This window comes from Shinella sp. GW821-FHT11G07 (assembly GCF_058808115.1).
Window position 1 is genome coordinate 126,899 of the sequence record NZ_JBXARJ010000002.1, and the last position, 14,373, is coordinate 141,271.

Annotated in this window: 14 protein-coding genes; 11 read left to right on the top strand and 3 right to left on the bottom strand. The window is 62.2% G+C overall.

The window, feature by feature from the left end; genetic code table 11:
* Positions 1–38 precede the first annotated feature (38 nt).
* The 7 genes from AC1RT2_RS04090 (at position 39) to AC1RT2_RS04120 (ending at position 5,929) form a co-directional block, all read left to right on the top strand.
* Entirely contained in the window at positions 39–350 is a 312-nt protein-coding gene (locus AC1RT2_RS04090) for a DUF2853 family protein (protein WP_493099722.1), read from the top strand.
* Positions 351–437: 87 nt separating this feature from the next.
* Positions 438–1,232: a thymidylate synthase gene (locus AC1RT2_RS04095; protein ID WP_493099724.1), complete on the top strand. Its 795-nt coding sequence runs from the start codon at positions 438–440 to the stop codon at positions 1,230–1,232.
* Between the two features lie 20 nt (positions 1,233–1,252).
* Complete coding sequence (locus tag AC1RT2_RS04100; RefSeq protein ID WP_493099726.1) at positions 1,253–1,774, top strand: dihydrofolate reductase; 522 nt, start codon at positions 1,253–1,255, stop codon at positions 1,772–1,774.
* A gap of 216 nt (positions 1,775–1,990) precedes the next feature.
* The gene (hflK, locus tag AC1RT2_RS04105; RefSeq protein ID WP_069058389.1) at positions 1,991–3,130 is read left to right on the top strand and encodes an FtsH protease activity modulator HflK; all 1,140 of its coding nucleotides are present in this window, start codon (positions 1,991–1,993) and stop codon (positions 3,128–3,130) included.
* A complete protein-coding gene (gene hflC / locus AC1RT2_RS04110) occupies positions 3,130–4,080 on the top strand; it encodes a protease modulator HflC (RefSeq protein ID WP_069058390.1) in 951 nt (316 codons plus the stop codon). Before hflK ends, hflC begins: the two co-directional genes overlap by 1 nt.
* Before the next feature lie 4 nt (positions 4,081–4,084).
* Positions 4,085–4,273 carry a DUF2065 domain-containing protein gene (locus AC1RT2_RS04115; RefSeq protein WP_493099729.1) on the top strand — a complete coding sequence of 63 codons (189 nt, stop codon included), beginning with the start codon at positions 4,085–4,087 and terminating at the stop codon, positions 4,271–4,273.
* 126 nt (positions 4,274–4,399) lie between these two features.
* Positions 4,400–5,929 carry a DegQ family serine endoprotease gene (locus AC1RT2_RS04120; RefSeq protein WP_069061346.1) on the top strand — a complete coding sequence of 510 codons (1,530 nt, stop codon included), beginning with the start codon at positions 4,400–4,402 and terminating at the stop codon, positions 5,927–5,929.
* 97 nt (positions 5,930–6,026) lie between these two features.
* On the opposite strand, the gene serB is transcribed toward AC1RT2_RS04120, so the two are convergent.
* Entirely contained in the window at positions 6,027–6,920 is an 894-nt protein-coding gene (gene serB / locus AC1RT2_RS04125) for a phosphoserine phosphatase SerB (protein WP_069058392.1), read from the bottom strand.
* On the opposite strand from serB, the gene miaA reads away from it, so the two are divergent.
* Positions 6,919–7,833, top strand: coding sequence for a tRNA (adenosine(37)-N6)-dimethylallyltransferase MiaA (gene miaA / locus AC1RT2_RS04130; protein WP_493099732.1), 915 nt, complete (start codon positions 6,919–6,921; stop codon positions 7,831–7,833). The two genes, serB and miaA, sit on opposite strands and share 2 nt — an antisense overlap.
* On the opposite strand, the gene AC1RT2_RS04135 is transcribed toward miaA, so the two are convergent.
* Entirely contained in the window at positions 7,820–9,913 is a 2,094-nt protein-coding gene (locus tag AC1RT2_RS04135; protein ID WP_069058394.1) for an ATP-binding protein, read from the bottom strand. The two genes, miaA and AC1RT2_RS04135, sit on opposite strands and share 14 nt — an antisense overlap.
* 347 nt (positions 9,914–10,260) lie before the next feature.
* On the opposite strand from AC1RT2_RS04135, the gene AC1RT2_RS04140 reads away from it, so the two are divergent.
* Both AC1RT2_RS04140 and ilvN read left to right on the top strand, forming a co-directional pair.
* The gene (locus AC1RT2_RS04140) at positions 10,261–12,039 is read left to right on the top strand and encodes an acetolactate synthase 3 large subunit (RefSeq protein ID WP_069058395.1); all 1,779 of its coding nucleotides are present in this window, start codon (positions 10,261–10,263) and stop codon (positions 12,037–12,039) included.
* Positions 12,040–12,114: 75 nt separating this feature from the next.
* Positions 12,115–12,687 carry an acetolactate synthase small subunit gene (ilvN, locus tag AC1RT2_RS04145; protein WP_069058396.1) on the top strand — a complete coding sequence of 191 codons (573 nt, stop codon included), beginning with the start codon at positions 12,115–12,117 and terminating at the stop codon, positions 12,685–12,687.
* Positions 12,688–12,758: 71 nt separating this feature from the next.
* Here the strand turns inward: ilvN and AC1RT2_RS04150 are convergent, their stop codons facing one another.
* Positions 12,759–13,604, bottom strand: a complete 846-nt coding sequence (locus AC1RT2_RS04150) for an aldo/keto reductase (protein WP_493099735.1) — start codon at positions 13,602–13,604, stop codon at positions 12,759–12,761.
* A gap of 124 nt (positions 13,605–13,728) precedes the next feature.
* On the opposite strand from AC1RT2_RS04150, the gene AC1RT2_RS04155 reads away from it, so the two are divergent.
* Positions 13,729–14,322 (top strand): LysE family translocator, encoded by a 594-nt coding sequence (locus tag AC1RT2_RS04155; RefSeq protein WP_069058398.1) that lies wholly within the window; start codon positions 13,729–13,731, stop codon positions 14,320–14,322.
* The last annotated feature ends 51 nt before the right edge of the window (positions 14,323–14,373 follow it).

Genomic DNA, 14,373 nt, shown 5'->3' on the forward strand with positions numbered 1-14,373 from the left:
CATGATGGCGGAAGCCGAGTGATCGCAGAGGAGACAGCATGACCGACTATCTCGCAGATGTCCGCAAATATGACAGCGGTGCCGACGAGGCCATCGTCAAGAAGATCGTGAGCCATCTCGGCATAGCGCTGCGCAACCGCGACTCTTCGCTCGTCTCCTGCTCCGATCCCGAGGAACTGAACCGCGTGAAGGAAAAATGGTGCGCCAAGAAGTTCGGCGTCACGGGTGATGCTGCCGACAACGCTGTGGAAGCCGTTTGCAAGGCGATGGCCGACGATCGCACGAAATCGCGCGTCACCTTCTACTATCTCACCGCCAAGGAACTCGGAAAGCTGGGCGCGCTCGCCTGAGGAAATCCGGGACAACCCGATTTCACGCTTTGGCCGCCGCCGCTCTCGCCCTTATATATTGTGCTGGACAACGAATCGGCGGCGACCATGCAGCAATATCTCGATCTTCTCGCCCATGTGATGGAAAACGGCACCGACCGCGGTGATCGCACCGGCACGGGCACGCGCGGCGTCTTCGGCCACCAGATGCGCTTCGACCTTTCCGAAGGTTTTCCGGTGCTGACCACCAAGAAGCTGCACCTGCGCTCTATCATCCACGAACTCTTGTGGTTCCTGAAGGGCGATACGAACATCGCCTATCTGCACGAAAACGGCGTCAGCATCTGGGACGAATGGGCCGATGCCGACGGCGAGCTTGGCCCGGTCTACGGCTACCAGTGGCGCTCCTGGCCGACGCACGACGGCCGGCACCTCGACCAGATCGTCGCCGTCCTCGACAGCATCAAGCGCAATCCGAACTCCCGCCGTCATATCGTATCGGCCTGGAACCCGGCACTGGTCGACGAGATGGCACTGCCGCCATGCCACTGCCTGTTCCAGTTCTATGTGGCGAACGGCAAGCTTTCCTGCCAGCTCTACCAGCGTTCTGCCGACATCTTTCTCGGCGTGCCGTTCAACATCGCCTCTTATGCGCTGCTGACCATGATGGTGGCGCAGGTAAGCGGGCTCCAGCCCGGCGATTTCGTGCACACGCTGGGTGACGCGCATATCTATGCCAACCATTTCGAGCAGGTGCGCACGCAGTTGACGCGCCGGCCGAAGCCGCTCCCCTTCATGAAGCTCAATCCGGAGGTGAAGGATCTTTTCTCCTTCAAATTCGAGGACTTCACCCTGATCGGCTATGAAGCCGATTCAACCATCAAGGCGCCCATCGCCGTCTGATTTTCCAGGAAAGCCGAACCATGAGCGCAGCCAAGATCGTCCTCGTCGTGGCCGTGGCGAAGAACGGCGTCATCGGTCGTGACGGCGACCTGCCGTGGCGCCTGCCGTCGGATCTCAAGCGCTTCAAGCAGCTGACGCTTGGCAAGCCGGTTCTGATGGGCCGCAAGACGTGGGCTTCGATCGGCAGGCCGCTGCCGGGGCGACCGAATATCGTCATTACCCGGGATGCCACATTCCTGGCGCCAGGCGCCGACGTTGTGCCGTCCTTGGAGGAGGGGCTTGCCGCAGCACGGCGCGAGGCTGAGAAGCTTGGTGTCGATGAAATCTGCGTCATCGGTGGTGGACAGATCTACGCGCAAGTCTTCGACCGGGCGGATGTTCTGCACGTCACGCATGTCGAAGCCGACGTGGATGGCGATACCCGGTTTCCGGAGATCGATCCGGCCATTTTCGAGAAGGCCGTGGAAGAGCCCATTCCCCAGGGTGAGAAGGACAGTCACGCTATGCGCTTCGTCACCTGGCGCCGGAAAACGGCCGCGTAAGCCATAAATCGTGTCGATCACGAACTATTTTGCCGCACAAGGGCGCTAGGCCTCGCGGATTTGTTGAAAGGTGCCCGGGGGATACCTATAACGGGTTCACCTTGCGTAGCGCGGCGAAACAATCCGCGACCTGTGCGGAAACAACGAATTGGAGCTTGTTCGCGTTTCTAAGGAATGCGGATAGGCTCCGTGGGGATTTGAAAGAAAGAGGTATTGATGCCCTGGAGCAATCAAAATGGCGGCGGCGGCCCTTGGGGCGGCGGCGGCGGTGGTGGAAACAATCAAGGACCCTGGGGCCAGGGACCGAACCGTCCCCGCGGTGGCGGCGGTGGTAGCGGCAACGGTGGCCCGCCCGACCTTGAGGAAATCATCCGGCGCGGTCAGAACCAGCTGAAGAACGTCATGCCCGGTGGCATCAATGGCGGCGTGGTGGTCATCGCGCTGCTGCTCGTCGGCGTCTTCTGGCTGATGAACGCGATCTACACGGTCCAGCCGGACGAGCGCGGCGTCGAGTTGCGCTTCGGCAAGCCGAAACAGGAAGTTTCCATGCCCGGCCTGCATTTCCACATGTGGCCGTTTGAGACCGTCGAACTCGTCAAGATCACCGAGCAGCAGCAGAATATCGGCCGCCGCGCGGCGGCGTCCGGTTCTTCCGACAATTCCAGCCTGATGCTGACCGGCGACCAGAACATCGTCAACGTGCAGTTCTCGGTGCTCTACACGGTCACCGACCCGCAATCCTACCTCTTCAACCTCGAATACCCGGCTGAAACGCTGCAGCAGGTCTCCGAAAGCGCCATGCGCGAAGTCGTTGGCCGCCGTCCGGCACAGGACATCTTCCGCGATAACCGTCAGGCGATTGCCGAAGGCGTGAAGGCGACGATTCAGGCGACCATGGACGCCTATGGCGCCGGTATCTCGATCAACACCGTCGCCATCGAAGACGCAGCACCGCCGCGTGAAGTGGCCGATGCGTTCGACGAAGTGCAGCGTGCCGAGCAGGACGAAGACCGTTTCCTCGAAGAAGCCAACCAGTACGCCAACCAGAAGCTCGGTGGCGCTCGCGGTCAGGCCGCACAGGTTCGCGAAGAGGCAGCCGCCTACAAGGACCGTGTCGTCAAGGAAGCAGAAGGTGAAGCAGCACGCTTCCTGTCGATCTACGAACAGTACAAGGTCGCGCCCGACGTCACTCGTAAGCGTCTCTTCCTCGAAACGATGGAAGACGTGATGAAGAACTCGAAGAAGGTCATCATCGACGAGAAGCAGGGCGGACAGGGCGTCGTTCCTTTCCTGCCGCTCAATGAGCTCGGCCGTGCAACGACCCAGCAGCAGCAGAGCACGGGAGGCACTCAGTAATGGGCAACCGTATACCAGCCATTCTGATCGCCGTCGGCGTTCTCCTTTTCATCGTCTATTCCTCGGTCTTCGTCGTCAACGAGCGCCAGCAGGCGATCGTCATCCGCTTCGGCCAGATCCAGGACGTCAAAACCGAGCCGGGTCTGTACTTCAAGCTGCCCTTCGGCTTCATGGATGCCGACAGCGTGCAGTACATCCAAGATCAGGCTCTGCGCTTCGACCTCGACAACATCCGCGTCCAGGTCTCGGGCGGCAAGTTCTACGAGGTCGACGCGTTCGTGGTCTACAAGATCACCGACGCGCGTCGCTTCCGCGAAACCGTTTCGGGCGATCGGGCTTCGGCCGAAGCGCGTCTGAGCACGCGTCTCGACGCTGCTCTTCGTCGCGTCTACGGTCTGCGTGGCTTCGAATCCGCTCTGTCTGAAGAGCGCGCTTCGATGATGCGTGAAGTTCGCGGCGAACTGGCGAATGACGCGTCGAACCTCGGCCTGACGATCTCCGACGTTCGTATTCGTCGTACGGATCTGACGCAGGAAGTCTCGCAACAGACCTTCGAGCGCATGAAGGCCGAACGCCTTGCCGAAGCCGAACTCATCCGCGCCCGCGGCAATGAAGCTGGTCAGCGCCGCCGCGCCATCGCCGACCGTCAGGTCGTCGAGTTCGTGGCTGCCGCGCAGCGCGATTCGGAAATCCTGCGAGGCGAGGGCGAAGGCGAGCGTAACCGCGTGTTCGGCGAGGCCTTCTCGCAGGATCCGGCCTTCTTCGACTTCTACCGGTCGATGAGCGCCTATCGGAACTCGATGACTTCGTCCGACACCACGCTGGTGCTGTCGCCGCAGTCGGAGTTCTTCCGTTACTTCGAGGATGCGACGGGCTCGAAGCCTGCAACCTCGGACGCAGCAACGGGAACGACGAACGGCACGGCAACGACGCCATCGACGGCAAACTGAGGCTGTGGCCGATTTCCTCACGGGAATCGCGTTCTTCATGATCATCGAGGGGCTGGTGTACGCACTGGCCCCTTCGGTTTTGAAGCGCATGGCGGAAATGCTGCCGAAGATTCCGGAAAGCCAGCTGCGCGTCTCGGGGCTGGTTGCGGTCGCCCTCGGCGTGCTGATGGTGTGGTTCATTCGTAGCGCGTGAAAGCCGGCCTTGCGACCGGCGGCGAAGACGGGCAAGACTTCCGATCAAATCATCGTGGCGGACTGATTTTTGCCGTATCCAGGGCAAACACTCGTCACGAACTCCAGACGAAAGAGGATGCCGAACATGGCTTTGAAGACGAGGTCCAGCGCAGCCCATGCGGCACTCGCGCTCGCGGTGAGTTTTTCGCTGACCGCCGGGGGACCGTTTGCCGCGCCAGCGGTCGCACAGGTTCAGCCGGCGGGTCCTGATTCCGTAGCTGATCTCGCCGAGGGCCTGCTCGATGCCGTGGTGAACATCTCCACCTCGCAGAACGTCAAGAGCGACGACAAGGCGCCCGTTCCGCAGGTACCGGAAGGCTCGCCCTTCCAGGATTTCTTTGACGAATTCTTCAAGGGTGATGGCGGCGAGGGTTCGAACCAGGGGCAGACGGTCAATTCGCTCGGCTCGGGCTTCGTCATCGATCCGTCCGGCTTCATCGCCACGAACAACCACGTCATCGAGGGCGCGGACGATATCGAGGTGAATTTCGCCAACGGCTCGAAGCTGAAGGCCAAGCTCGTTGGTACCGACCCGAAGACCGACCTTGCCCTCCTCAAGGTGGAACCGAAGGCGCCGCTGAAGGCCGTACCGTTCGGTGATTCCCGCACCATGCGCATCGGCGACTGGGTGATGGCGATCGGCAATCCGTTCGGCCTCGGCGGATCGGTGACGGTCGGTATCATTTCCGCGCGCGGCCGCAACATCAATGCCGGCCCCTATGACAACTTCATCCAGACGGACGCCGCCATCAACCGCGGCAACTCCGGCGGCCCGCTGTTCAACATGAAGGGCGAGGTCATCGGCATCAACACGGCGATCATCTCGCCGTCCGGCGGCTCGATCGGCATCGGCTTTTCCGTCCCGACGGAGCTGGCACAAAACATCTTCACACAGTTGCGCGAGTTCGGCGAGACGCGCCGCGGCTGGCTTGGCGTGCGCATCCAGCCGGTGACCGACGATATTTCCGAAAGCCTCGGTATGACGGAGGCCAAGGGGGCGCTTGTCGCCGGCATCATCAAGGGCGGCCCGGTGGATAACGGGTCGATCGAGACCGGCGACGTCATCATTCGCTTCGACGGCAAGGATGTCGATGAAATGCGCGACCTGCCGCGTGTCGTGGCGGAAAGCCCGGTCGGCAAGGCCGTGGATGTCGTGCTGCTGCGCGACGGCAAGGAGATGACGGTCAAGGTTACGCTCGGCCGGCTCGAGGACGGCGAGGAGCAGGCGAACGCCGAGGACGCGGCGACACAGGACGAGGGAACCAAGGAAGAGGGCACGGCGCCTGACACCGGCGCGCAGGCCGAGCCGGAGAAGGCCGACCTCGTTCTCGGCATGGGGATCGGCGACCTCGACGAGGACGCGCGCAAGACCTTCTCGATCGACGAAAGCGTCAAGGGTGTGGTCATCACCGAGGTCACGCCGGATTCGGCAGCGGCCGAGCGCGGCATCGTACCGGGTGACGTGATCGTCGAAATCGGACAGGAAGCCGTCACGACGGCAGACGAGGTCAAGACCCGCATCACCAAGCTGAAGACGGAGGACCGCCGCAACGTCCTCATGATGATCGCCAACCGCACCGGCGCGCTGCGCTACATCACCGTGCGCATCGACTGACAAAAAGGGCAAGTCCCGTCAGGGGCTTGCTGGCATCTGTCGAGAGATTGAGTCAGGCCGCTGGAGCGTTGCTTCAGCGGCCTTTTTGTATCACCGCTCAGGAAGAGATCGCAAAATCGGACTTGCGATAGCCCTGCAGGTAGAGCAGCGCCGTCAGGTCGCCATGGTCGATGCGGATCTTTGCTTCTGCGGCGACGGCCGGCTTGGCATGCAGCGCGACGCCGGCGCCGGAGACGTGCAGCATGCCGAGATCGTTTGCGCCGTCACCGACCGCCATGGCGTCTTCCGGCGAGATGCCGAGGCGCTCGGCAATTTCGATGAGGGCATCGACTTTCGCCTGCTTGCCGAGGATCGGTTCGGCCACTTCGCCGGTCAGTTTTCCGTCGGCATCGAGCAGCAGGTTGGCGCGGTTCTCGTCGAAGCCGAGGGTGGCGGCGATGCGGCTGGTAAAGACCGTGAAGCCGCCGGAGACGAGGGCGGTGTAGTAGCCCTTGGCCTTCATGGTCGCGATCAGTTCACGCCCGCCGGGCGTCAGCGTGATGCGCTTTTCGATAACCTCGTCGATGACGGAGACCGGCAGGCCCTTCAGCAGCGCGACGCGTTCGCGCAAAGCGGGTTCGAAGGCGATCTCGCCGTTCATGGCGCGGGCGGTGATCGTTGCGACTTTGTCCTTGAGGCCGACTTCGGCCGCCAGCTCGTCGATGCATTCCTGGCCGATCATCGTCGAATCCATGTCGGCGATCAGAAGCTTCTTGCGCCGTGTCTCGGCCGCCTGGACAGCGACGTCGATCGGCTGGCCGCCGATTGCAGCGAGGATCGTATCGCGGGCCGCGTGGATATCGCTGCCATCCCGCAGGGCTATGTCACAGGCGATGCCGTCGGCGAGCCAGTAGAGACCGGAGGCCTTGACCTGATCGGCCGCCTTTTCGGCAATGGCAGGCGTCAGAACAGGATTTGACGGATTGGCGACAAGCGTGGCAACGAAAGCCATGATGAGAAACCTTGATCGAATGCAGGATGCGATCCTGATAACGGGCCCGACGGCGAGCGGCAAGTCCGCGCTTGCCGTGCGACTGGCGGCCGAGCACGACGGCGTGGTGGTCAATGCCGACAGCATGCAGGTTTACGACACGCTGAATGTTCTCACCGCCCGCCCGCAGCCTGCAGATATGGGCGGCATCGAGCACCTGCTCTATGGCCATGTGCCGGCGGGTAGCGCCTACTCCACCGGCGACTGGCTGCGCGAAGCGAGCGGCATCGTGGCGCAATTGCATGCGCGCGGCAAACTTCCCGTCTTCGTCGGCGGCACGGGCCTGTATTTTCGCGCACTGACGGGCGGGCTATCGGACATGCCGACCATTCCCGACGCGGTTCGGGAGCGGGTTCGCGCCAGGCTTGCCGCCGAGGGCGCCGAGGCCCTGCATCGGGAGCTTGCCGAGCGTGACCCCGAAATCGCCATTCGCCTGAAGCCGGGTGACGGCCAGCGCATCGTCCGCGCGCTGGAAGTGCTGGAGGCGGTGGGACAGTCGATTACCGCGTTCCAGACAGCGACCGGGCCGACCGTGATCGATCCCGGTCGGGCGCAAAAAATCGTGGTGCTGCCCGACCGCGCGGTGCTCGCCGCCCGCATCAACCAACGTTTCGCCGAGATGTTGAAATCCGGTGCGGTGGAGGAGGTGAAGACGCTGCTCGCGCTCGATCTTTCCCCTGCCATGCCGGTGATGAAGGCGATCGGCGTGCCGCAGATAGCGGCGATGTTGGCAGGCGAGATGAGCGAGGCGTCTGTCATCGAGCGGAGTGCGGCCGCGACCCGCCAATATGCCAAGCGCCAGATGACCTGGTTCCGCAACCAGCTCGACGAGAGCTGGACGCGGATCGATCCTCTGGCGTCTAGCGCCGGATGAGGCTGCTGAGCGGCTTCTTGAGGAGCTGGTCGCGAATGGACCCTTCGCGCCGCGGTTCCTGCTGCTCGCCGAAGGCGGGGGCAGGGCGCGTCGGTTGACGGTAAGGATCTGCGGGCTGGCGGTAAGGATCCGCAGCGGGCCGTTGCGGTTCGGATGTCAGTTCGCGGCGAATGGACTCGAAGCGCTCCTGTGGCGACTGGTCGTAGGCACCTTGTGCACCGGGCAGCATGTCCGGCCGATAGGGTTCCGGTGCAGACGGCTGTGGTGCCGGGATTGCTGCTGCGGCCGCCGCTGCCTGGAGCGTATCGATATAGTCTTCCTCGTCCTCGTAGGGTGCATCCTCGTAGCCGGTCGGCAATGAGCCGCTCTGGCCCTGGGCGCTGATATAGGCGTTCTGGAAGCCGGAAATGTCCGGTCCGGAAATCGCGCGCATGCGCGAGACGATGGAGCGCAGGTCGACGTTTTGCGGCGTCTCGTCGTTGATCTTCACGCCTGTGCCGTTGGCCTTTGGCAGGCGGTTCGTCTCGACGCGCGAGAAGCGCATGCGCATCGGCACGGCAACGGCCTCGCCGAATGCGATGGCCTCGCCATTGCCGATCGACGAGATGAAGCTCGTGGTCGAGGACGACGAGTTCGGGATCGCCGAGCGGATGATTTCCTGGTCGTGGTCGTTGGCAAGGCGCATCGCGAAGATCGTCGAGCACTGGGAGAGAATGGTCGGGTCGAGTTCGCCGGGGCGCTGGGTGATGATGCCGAGCGAAACGCCGTACTTGCGGCCTTCCTTGGCGATGCGGGCAATTGCCTGGCGCGTCGGCAAAAAACCGAGTTTCGGATCGGCCGGCACGTAACGGTGTGCTTCTTCGCAAACGACCAGCATGTGGACCGCGCCATTGCTCCAGAGCCCGATTTCGAAGGCCATGCGGCACAGCACGGAGGCGACCGAATTGACGACTTCCGAAGGAATGCCGGCGAGTTGGAACGTCGTCACCGGCTTGCCGTCACCCGGAATGCGGAAGATGCGCGCGATCGTGTCGAGGATCGTGTCGGTAATGGTGTTCGAGGAGAACATGAAGTGGTAGCGCGGGTCGTTGATCGCCGACATGATCTTGACCTTGAGCGAGCGCAGGTGCGGCTTCTCCGCCCGGCCTTCGAGGCGCCCGATGCGTTCGTCGATCAAGGCGAGCAGGTCGGCGACGCGGAACGGCACCGGCGTGTCGGCCGTCACCGAGCTCTTTTCGCTGGTGCGACGCATCAGGCCGTTGTCGCTGGCGCCACGGAAGGCGCGTTTGGCCTCTGGGATCAGGTCGCGCAGAATATCCATTTCTTCCGGGATTGGCGGGCGGCCGCGGAAGATGACCTCGGCCAGCTCTTCGAGGCGAAACAGCCAGAAGGGCAGGTCGAGCGTATCCGTGTCGATGATGACCGAAAGGTCGCCGAAGGCGGAGGCGAATTCGTTGTGCGGGTCCAGGATCAGCACGCGCAGGCGCGGATCGGACTGGATGGCCTTGTGCAGGAGCAGGGTGACCGACGTCGATTTGCCGACGCCCGTGGTGCCGACGATGGCGAAGTGCTTCTCCAGCATGGAGGGCACGTGGATCGTCGCGTCGATGCTTTCATCCTGGGTCAGCTTGCCGATGGCCCAGACATCGCTCTTGCCGGTGTCGTAGACCTTGGCGAGGTCCGAGGCGCGGATGCGGTGCGCAATGGCGCCGAGATGGGGGTAGTCGGTAATGCCTGCGGAGAATTCTTCGCGTCCGTCCGCGCTGACATGAACCTCGCCCAGAAGTTCGACTTCGATGCGGAAGACCGTGTCGTGATTTTCCACCCAGCTCTGCTGGTCGGTGGCCATGGAATAGACGAGGGCGACGATGCGGTTGCGGCCGACGGAAATCGAGATGAGCCGGCCGACGGACCACAGTTCCGTCATTGCCGTCTGCCCGCCTTCGGCGACGGCGCTGATGGTGGCGTGCGAACCGTTGCAGGCGACGACTCGTCCCATCAGACGGTTGCCCGGAGCAACGTCGTCCCGGCGATCCTGTTCGCCCGCCACGATGGAACTTTGAAAATCACTGTTCAGCAAACACGGCACTCCTTGCCATCAAAGGAGAATTCTAGCCGCCGCCGCTTAATAAGACGTTTCGGGCTGGCGCGCTTCTGGATCGCGTTTTGCCGTATGCGCCGGATTTCGTGCCGTTTCGCTACAGCCGGAAAAGCGTTGACGTGGATATACTTTGTGGCTAACACTTCGCCCCATGAAAAATCTGACGGCAAACATTCTTGTGGTGGGAACGCGCATGGGCAGGGTGGTGTAACCACCCGGCGAAAGCACCCATGCGCGGTAAGCAGGCTCCTCCAAGGGGCCTTTTTTTATGCCCAGAAATTCGATAATCACACCGGAAATACTAAAGAGACGGACGGGAATATCCGATGAGTGGAACAGAAAACCAGATGACGGGCGCCGAAATTGTCTTGCAGGCCCTGCGAGACAACGGCGTAGAGCATATCTTCGGCTATCCGGGCGGTGCCGTCCTGCCGATCTATGACGAGATCTTCCAGCAGGACGACATCGAGCACATCCTCGTGCGTCACGAGCAGGGCGCCGGCCACATGGCCGAAGGGTATGCCCGCTCCACCGGCAAGGTCGGCGTCATGCTGGTCACGTCGGGTCCGGGGGCGACCAATGCGGTCACGCCCCTGCAGGACGCCCTGATGGATTCCATCCCGCTCGTCTGCCTCACCGGCCAGGTTCCGACCACGCTCATCGGATCGGATGCCTTCCAGGAGTGCGACACGGTCGGTATTACGCGCCCCTGCACCAAGCACAACTGGCTGGTCAAGGACGTCAACGATCTCGCCCGCATCATCCATGAGGCCTTCCGCGTCGCGCAGTCCGGCCGTCCAGGTCCGGTCGTCGTTGATATTCCGAAGGACGTGCAGTTTGCGACCGGCACCTATACGCCTCCGTCTGCCGCTCCGATCCAGAAGAGCTACCAGCCGAAGCTGCAGGGCGATGCCCGGCAGATCGAGGCGGCCGTTCAACTGATGAAGACGGCCCGCCGTCCGATCATCTATTCCGGTGGCGGCGTCGTCAATTCCGGTCCGGAAGCCTCGCGCCTGCTGCGCGAACTGGTTGAGATCACCGGTTTCCCGATCACCTCCACCCTGATGGGCCTCGGCGCCTATCCGCACTCCGGCAAGAACTGGCTGGGCATGCTCGGCATGCACGGTTCCTACGAGGCAAACATGGCGATGCACGATTGCGACGTCATGGTCTGCATCGGTGCGCGTTTCGACGATCGTATCACCGGTCGCCTGAATGCATTTTCACCGAACTCGAAGAAGATCCATATCGATATCGACCCGTCCTCGATCAACAAGAACGTCCGCGTCGATATTCCGATCCTGGGCGATGTCGGCAACGTTCTCGAGGATATGGTTCGCCTGTGGCGCGCTGGCAGCAAGGATTATGACAGGGCGGTCCAGGCCGACTGGTGGACCTCGATCACCAAGTGGCGCGCACGCAACTCCTTTGCCTACAAGCAGAGCAATGACGTGATCATGCCGCAATACGCGATCCAGCGGCTCTACGAGCTGACCAAGGACCGCGACACCTACATCACGACAGAAGTCGGCCAGCACCAGATGTGGGCAGCGCAGTTCTATGGTTTCGAGCAGCCGAACCGCTGGATGACCTCGGGCGGCCTCGGCACGATGGGCTACGGTTTCCCGGCGGCGATCGGCGTGCAGGTCGCGCACCGCGACAGCCTCGTCATCGATATTGCCGGCGACGCCTCGATCCAGATGTGCATCCAGGAAATGAGCTGTGCGGTTCAGTATAATCTGCCGGTCAAGATCTTCATCCTGAACAACCAGTATATGGGCATGGTGCGCCAGTGGCAGCAGCTGCTGCATGGCAACCGTCTGTCGAACTCCTACACGGAAGCGATGCCGGACTTTGTCAAGCTCGCTGACGCCTACGGCGGCGTCGGCATTGCCTGCGACAAGCCGGGCGATCTCGATGCTGCCATTCAGGAAATGATCGACGTCAAGCGTCCGGTCATCTTCGACTGCCGCGTTGCCAATCTGGCGAACTGCTTCCCGATGATCCCGTCCGGCAAGGCGCATAACGAAATGCTGCTGCCTGACGAGGCCACGGACGAAGCGGTTGCCAATGCGATCGACGCCAAGGGCCGCCAGCTCGTTTGATGAAGAGGAGAGCAATTCCAGCAAAAGTGCGTGAGCGGTTTTGCGGTTGGGATTGCGTGAGGAAAGAGAACGACAATGAACGCACACCTACAGCCCACGGGCTCCGCCTACTTCATCGCCAAGGAAACCCAGGTCGCGGAGAGCCACACGCTCTCCATCCTCGTGGACAACGAGCCGGGCGTGCTCGCCCGTGTCATCGGCCTGTTTTCCGGCCGCGGCTACAACATCGAGAGCCTTACGGTCTCCGAGACCGAGCATGAGGCACACCTGTCGCGCATCACCATCGTGACGCGCGGCACGCCGGGTGTGCTCGAGCAGATCAAGTCGCAGCTCGAGCGCATCGTGCCCGTGCACCGGGTCGTCGACCTGACGGTCCGCGCCAAGATTCTGGGCCAGGAGCGGCCGATCGAGCGAGAAGTGGCGCTGGTGAAAGTCACCGGTTCCGGCGAGATGCGGGCGGAAACGCTGCGCCTTGCCGATGCGTTTCACGCCAAGGTCGTCGATGCGACGGTCGATCACTTCATCTTCGAGATCACCGGCAAGTCGTCCAAGGTCGACCAGTTCGTGGCCGTCATGAAGCCGCTCGGTCTCTCGGAAGTGTGCCGCACGGGCATCGCCGCCATGAACCGCGGCCCGCAGGGCATGTAAGCCCTTCGAGGGATGAAATCGCCAAGCTTTCGATGGAGCCTTCCGCTGATGTGGAAGGCTCTATTTTCATTTCAGATCATCTCCAGCGGCTGCTTGCGGGTCGGCGGCGGAAAGGCTTCGTCCAGCAGGTTCATATCCTCGGATGTCAGGCGGATTTCTGCGGCGCGGTAATTTTCGCGCACACGCTCCGGCGAGCCGGATTTCGGGATGGCGATGACGCCCGGCTTCGTCAGCAGGTAGGCGAGTGCGACCTGAGCCGAGCTTGCGTGATGGATGCGGCCGATTTCTTCCAGAGTCGGATGCCCGACGAGGCGCCCTTCGTCGAGCGGCGAATAGGCCATGATCGGAATGCCCTGTACCTGGCTCCAGCGTAGCAGGTCGTATTCGATGCCGCGCCGGGCGAGGTTGTAGAGCACCTGATTGGCAATGGGGCGCGCCGGCTCTGCCACGTCGAGCAATTCCAGCATGTCGCTGCCATCGAAATTGGAAACACCCCAGGCGCCGATCTTGCCCTGCGCCTTCAGCGTCTCGAATGCCTCGACGGTTTCTGCCAGCGGATGCGGACCGCGCCAATGCAACAGGTAGAGTTCGATATGGTCGGTGCCGAGGCGCTTGAGGCTCGCCTCGCAGGCTGCGATCGTCCCGGTACGGCTGGCATTGTGGGGGAGGACCTTGCTGACGAGGAACACGCCTTCGCGGCGCCCCTTGATCGCTTCGCCCACAACGCTCTCCGCGCCGCCATCGGCATACATTTCCGCTGTGTCGACTACTGTCATGCCGAGGTCGAGCCCGGCGCGCAGGCTTGCAGCCTCGTCCGCTGCCGAAGCGCCGCTTTCGCCCATGTGCCAGGTGCCGAGACCCAGCGCCGGTATCTGCCGCCCGCCGGGAAGGGTGACTGCCGGTAGTTCCGCTTTCATACTGCACTCCATTTTCAACCGTCATGCATCACAATGGGAATTGCATGCATGACAAGAATTGGCTGGTCGTTGCCAAGAGATGGCTTATCAATCGGAAAAAACAATCCGGATAACAAGAGCTACCATGCAGATTGAAATCTTTCTGGCGCTGCTGGTCTTCGCCTTCACCACGTCCATCACGCCCGGCCCGAACAACATGATGCTGTTTGCCTCGGGCGTGAATTTCGGTTTCGTGCGCACGATCCCGCATATGTGCGGCATCGGCGTCGGCTTTCTTGTGCTGCTGCTTGCCGTCGGTTTCGGTCTCGGCGCGCTGCTGGAGGCCGTGCCGCTGGTCTATACGGTGCTGAAGTTCGCAGGCGGTGCCTATCTCCTGTGGATCGCCTGGAAGATCGGCACGTCGCGCACCCTCGGCGAGGGCAAGACGGGTGCGCAACCGATGAGTTTTCTCGCCGCTGCCGCCTTCCAATGGGTCAACCCGAAGGCCTGGGTCATGGCCGTCTCCGCCATGGCGACCTATACGAATTCGGCGAACTATACGATGAGCGTGCTCATCGTTGGCAGTGCTTTTGCGATCGTCAATTTCCCAAGCGTCTCCACCTGGGCCGGCTTCGGCTCGGCTCTGCGCCAGTGGCTGTCCGATCCGGTGCGGCTGAAATGGTTCAACATCACGATGGCCTTGCTGCTCGTCGCCAGCCTCTGGCCGATGTTGCGCTAGAATCAGCCTGGTCCAGACTGATTCTCGATTGCCGGGTTCCACTTTTCCCCG

Excerpts from the sequence above, each read along its gene's own strand:
- AC1RT2_RS04150 (WP_493099735.1), bottom strand. The coding sequence starts at position 13,604 with ATGAAAGCGGAACTACCGGCAGTCACCCTTCCCGGCGGGCGGCAGATA.
- serB (WP_069058392.1), bottom strand. The coding sequence starts at position 6,920 with ATGGCTTTCGTTGCCACGCTTGTCGCCAATCCGTCAAATCCTGTTCTG.
- hflC (WP_069058390.1), top strand. The coding sequence starts at position 3,130 with ATGGGCAACCGTATACCAGCCATTCTGATCGCCGTCGGCGTTCTCCTT.
- miaA (WP_493099732.1), top strand. The coding sequence starts at position 6,919 with ATGATGAGAAACCTTGATCGAATGCAGGATGCGATCCTGATAACGGGC.
- hflK (WP_069058389.1), top strand. The coding sequence starts at position 1,991 with ATGCCCTGGAGCAATCAAAATGGCGGCGGCGGCCCTTGGGGCGGCGGC.
- AC1RT2_RS04120 (WP_069061346.1), top strand. The coding sequence starts at position 4,400 with ATGGCTTTGAAGACGAGGTCCAGCGCAGCCCATGCGGCACTCGCGCTC.
- ilvN (WP_069058396.1), top strand. The coding sequence starts at position 12,115 with ATGAACGCACACCTACAGCCCACGGGCTCCGCCTACTTCATCGCCAAG.
- AC1RT2_RS04155 (WP_069058398.1), top strand. The coding sequence starts at position 13,729 with ATGCAGATTGAAATCTTTCTGGCGCTGCTGGTCTTCGCCTTCACCACG.
- AC1RT2_RS04090 (WP_493099722.1), top strand. The coding sequence starts at position 39 with ATGACCGACTATCTCGCAGATGTCCGCAAATATGACAGCGGTGCCGAC.
- AC1RT2_RS04095 (WP_493099724.1), top strand. The coding sequence starts at position 438 with ATGCAGCAATATCTCGATCTTCTCGCCCATGTGATGGAAAACGGCACC.
- AC1RT2_RS04100 (WP_493099726.1), top strand. The coding sequence starts at position 1,253 with ATGAGCGCAGCCAAGATCGTCCTCGTCGTGGCCGTGGCGAAGAACGGC.
- AC1RT2_RS04140 (WP_069058395.1), top strand. The coding sequence starts at position 10,261 with ATGAGTGGAACAGAAAACCAGATGACGGGCGCCGAAATTGTCTTGCAG.